Origin of the sequence: Inquilinus limosus MP06, assembly GCF_000767795.1 — a bacterium.
In the GTDB taxonomy this organism is placed as follows: Bacteria; Pseudomonadota; Alphaproteobacteria; order DSM-16000; family Inquilinaceae; genus Inquilinus; species Inquilinus limosus_E.
Genome location: NZ_JANX01000836.1, coordinates 1 through 1,939, shown reverse-complemented (window position 1 = coordinate 1,939; position 1,939 = coordinate 1). Strand labels below are relative to the sequence as shown.

2 protein-coding genes and 1 pseudogene are annotated in these 1,939 nt (G+C 69.4%); all 3 read left to right on the top strand.

The annotated features are described in order from the left end of the window. Positions 1-639 (top strand): CDP-alcohol phosphatidyltransferase family protein (locus P409_RS32990; protein WP_238578828.1); only part of this gene is annotated, 639 nt, incomplete at its 5' end. After that, the gene (locus tag P409_RS32985) at positions 636-1,730 is read left to right on the top strand and encodes an AI-2E family transporter (protein ID WP_034848666.1); all 1,095 of its coding nucleotides are present in this window, start codon (positions 636-638) and stop codon (positions 1,728-1,730) included. The genes P409_RS32990 and P409_RS32985, both read left to right, overlap by 4 nt. Further along, positions 1,727-1,939: pseudogene (locus P409_RS32980) on the top strand (HdaA/DnaA family protein); the annotation flags it as partial. The gene P409_RS32985 and the pseudogene P409_RS32980, both read left to right, overlap by 4 nt.

Sequence of the window (1,939 nt, the reverse complement as noted above, 5' to 3'; positions counted from 1 at the left end):
CGCTCGAGCTGCACCGAACCGGCGGGTAACCCCGCCGGCGTGACGACACAACTGGCATCGAGGTCAGGCCCTTTGCGCCTTCTGGTCCGCTCCCTGCCGAACCTGCTCAGCCTGGCACGGCTGGTCCTGGCCCCGGTCACCATCTGGCTGATCCTGGATGGCCGCCTGGTCACCGCCTTCTGGATGTTCGTGGTCGCGGCGCTGACCGACGCGATCGACGGCATCCTGGCTCGCTGGCTGCGGGCGCGCACGGCACTGGGCAGCTATCTCGACCCCACCGCCGACAAGCTGCTGCTGGTCGGCACCTACCTGGCCCTGGCCTGGATGGCGGCGCTGCCGGCCTGGCTGGTGGCGCTGGTGGTGGGGCGCGACATCGGCCTGGTGCTGGGCGTGGTGGTGCTGCATTTCGCCGGCCGCGGCACCCGCTCGCTGACCCCGTCGCTGATCAGCAAGCTCAACACCGTGATGCAGGTGGCGCTGGTGGGGCTGGTGATGGCGGCGCCCGGGCTGAATGTCGACGCCCGCGGCGCGATCGCGCTGCTGGTCTGGGTCGTGGCCGCGACCACGATCCTGTCGGCGATCGGCTATCTGCGCGAGACCATCCGCCGCTTCCTCATGCCGGCGGGGGCGCACGCGTGAACGGGTCCGTCCAAATCCGCTTCTGGCTGATCGGCTTCGTCGTCTTCTGCCTGCTGGTCTGGCTGCTCAGTGGCGTGCTGGCGCCCTTCGTCACCGGCATGATCATCGCCTATCTGCTGGACCCGGTGGCCCGGCGGCTGCAGGCGATCGGCATGGCGCGCTGGCTGGCGACGACGGTGCTGCTGCTGCTGTTCGTGCTCGCCGCCGTGCTGGTGACGCTGATCGTCCTGCCGATCCTCCTGAACCAGGTGACCGGGCTGCTGTCGGCCGTGCCCGACTATGTCGCCCGGGCCGCAGCGCGGCTGCAGCCGCTGATCGCCGAACTGCGGCACCGCGTCTCGGCGGCCAATTTCAACGAGATCCAGAAGGCGGTCAGCCAGTATGCGGGCAGCGCCGTGTCCTGGATCGGCACAGTGATCGGCAGCCTGTGGCAGGGCGGCATGGCCCTGATCGACCTGCTGTCGCTGGTCTTCATCACGCCGGTGGTCGCCTTCTACATGCTGCGCGACTGGGACCACATGATCGGGGTGATCGACCACAACCTGCCGGTGGCGCAGCGCGAGACCATCCGCGGCCTGGGGCGCGAGGTGAACCACACCCTGTCCCGCTTCATCCGCGGCCAGCTGATCGTCTGCCTGCTGCTGGGGCTGTTCTACGCCATCGCCCTGACCATCGTCGGGCTGAATTTCGGCCTGCTGGTCGGGCTGATGACCGGCCTGCTCTCGATCATTCCCTATGTCGGCTCGCTGGTCGGGCTGGTCAGCTCGGTCGGCATCGCCCTGGTGCAGTATGACGACTGGACGATGTGGGCGCTGGTGCTGGGCATCTTCCTGCTCGGCCAGTTCCTGGAGGGCAATTTCGTCACGCCGAAGCTGGTCGGCGAATCCGTGGGCCTGCACCCGGTCTGGGTGATCTTCGCGCTGCTGGCAGCCGGCAGCCTGTTCGGCTTCACCGGCGTGATGCTGGCGGTGCCGATGGCGGCGGTGATCGGCGTGCTGACCCGCTTCGCCCTGCATCGCTACCGGCAGAGCGCGCTGTACCGCCAGCCGCCCGCCGACCCTCCCGACATGGACCTCCCCACCGTTTCATGAGCAAGAGCACCGAAGGGGTGGCCCAGTTCGTCTTCGACCTGTCGCTGCCCCCGGCCCTGGGGCCGGAGGATTTCATCGTCGCCGACAGCAACCGGGAGGCCGCGGGCTGGGTCGGGCACTGGCCGGATTGGCCGGGGCCGGCCGTGGCCCTGCACGGCGCGCCGGGGGCGGGGAAGAGCCATCTGCTCGGCATCTGGGCGCAGCGGGCC